Here is a 1,918-nt window from a genome sequence, read left to right as displayed (position 1 = left end):
TCAAGAAATTAAGGTTTGTGCTCCTGGTTGTGTTATTCCTGATCGGGATGAGCGCTTGTTCTTCTGTTGCCGAACAGGCTGTCTATAGCCTGATTGAGTACTCCGTCGCGACCATCGAAGCGGTTGCTGAAACGGAATCCGGCACCCGTCCGGAAACGCTGCTGTCAACACCGACGATTCCCGAGCAAAATATGACACCTTCCCAGGATGTGGCAACCGGCATGGCTTCTGAACGGCCAACTTCGGAAGCTCCAGACCCAAGGATTGCCCCGGAAGTGCCGGATGACATCCATCAAACCGAAGATCTGGCTCCCTCCATGCCCATCCTCACCGAGGAACACCAGGGATTCACCTACCGGCCCGGACAACTTGTCACAGTGCTCGCGGAAGGCTTCAAACCCGGCGAGACCCTGGCGGTAACCCTTCTTCACGAAGCACAGGGCAAGATCGGCGCATTCGAAGCGCCGCCAGTCAGTTCACACGGCAATACCCCTATCTATCTCCCCGTGGAAATCGATGCGGCGGGCGTTTACCCGGACGGGGAATACACATTTTTGGTTTCGAACCAGGATGGCACCCAGAAAGCCTACACCTTCAGGCTCGATTTTCTGCATCCCGCAGAGCCTGCTTCTTTCGATGGCTGCGGCGTGTATCCCGAACCTGTGCTGGGGAGCATCGTATTTGTGTGGTGTACCGGTTACGCCTCGTCGGATATTCCGCTCACTATTCGCGGTGTGGTCAACAGTGAAGAATTATTTACCGATGTTGTGGATACGATCTATAGCGATGGTGTGGCGCTCTATGTTTTGGACATCTTCGCGGACGATCCCTCAGGGGAATGGACGCTGGAAATGGGTCAAGACGTACTAAAAATGATGATTCCAGGAGGCAGTGATGAATAAACCAAAGCGAAGTTCCTATTATCTGATGAGCGTTATGGCGGCGTTATTGATGGCTATGTTGCTCACCAACGTCGTATCTGCCCGCCGGAGCAGCAATAACGGTTGGAATAACCCAGCATGTTCAGAGCCGTCCAGCAAATTATCTGGGAGCGCCTATGAAGAATATATTATGTCAATCCGGGGAACGACGACCTACGAGTATATCCCCGCCAATTGCCCATCCTGCAACCAGCCGGCTGCGCCTGCACCACAAAATAACGACGATGACGAAGAGGAAGAAGAATACCACCCCCCGGCTGCACCATCTGCACCATCTGCACCCTATGTGCCCCCACCGCCTACACCCACACCCATCCCGGCTTTGAACGCGGCGTTGGACGCCGAATACAGTTCTCTGGTGTTGTTTGCCAGCCAGGTGGGTGAACCTGCCCAGAATTTGAACGGGACGATCAGCGGCGGGATTGGTGGGCCGTATACAGTAACCCTGCACCTGAGCGATCCACTGGGAAATGAGAGTACCTACTCTCTAACCACCAACGGCGCTTTCCACTTTGGTGCGACCGATGCCGGTGATCCCAATTTTGGCGCCACCCTGGAAGGAAACTGGTCGGCCTGGATGGTGGCCAGCGATTCGGTGGGCACATCGGATACCAGTACGTCGGCAGGTTGGCAGGTAGGCTGGTATCCCCTACACGAAACACCCTGATGGGTTTGAAAACGAAAAGATCTGAGAGCGGGCAGGTGGTTGTATTGGGCGTTATTCTGGCCATGCTGTTTATCGGTTTGGCCGGGGCGCTGATTGATGTGTACGTACTCCTCGAGGCCCGCCACTGGGCCTATCAGGCCGCCCAGCAGGCTACTCTGGTGGGTGTCTCGAAAGGGCGATCCTGGTCGGGCGTTACGGCTGACCGGGGTTGCCTGGAGCCGATGACGCTAAACGCGACGGCTGCTGGCAGCGAGGCCGAGAATCTCCTTCACCAAGAGATGACCCTGCGAGGGATTACCGATTACGCCTA

3 protein-coding genes are annotated in these 1,918 nt (G+C 55.6%); all 3 read left to right on the top strand.

Annotated elements, in window-relative coordinates:
- The coding region (locus HN413_00035) for a hypothetical protein (GenBank protein MBT3388776.1) at window positions 1-902 on the top strand (902 nt) is incomplete at its 5' end.
- Window positions 895-1,608 carry a hypothetical protein gene (locus tag HN413_00030; protein MBT3388775.1) on the top strand — a complete coding sequence of 238 codons (714 nt, stop codon included), beginning with the start codon at window positions 895-897 and terminating at the stop codon, window positions 1,606-1,608. The genes HN413_00035 and HN413_00030, both read left to right, overlap by 8 nt.
- A 5-nt stretch (window positions 1,609-1,613) precedes the next feature.
- The coding region (locus HN413_00025) for a hypothetical protein (protein ID MBT3388774.1) at window positions 1,614-1,918 on the top strand (305 nt) is incomplete at its 3' end.

Source organism: Chloroflexota bacterium, from assembly GCA_018648225.1.
Taxonomy (GTDB): domain Bacteria; phylum Chloroflexota; class Anaerolineae; order Anaerolineales; family UBA11858; genus NIOZ-UU35.
The sequence above is the reverse complement of the archived record's forward strand: the minus strand, read 5'-3'. Positions and strand labels throughout refer to the sequence as shown.

Excerpts from the sequence above, each read along its gene's own strand:
- HN413_00030 (MBT3388775.1), top strand. The coding sequence starts at position 895 with ATGAATAAACCAAAGCGAAGTTCCTATTATCTGATGAGCGTTATGGCG.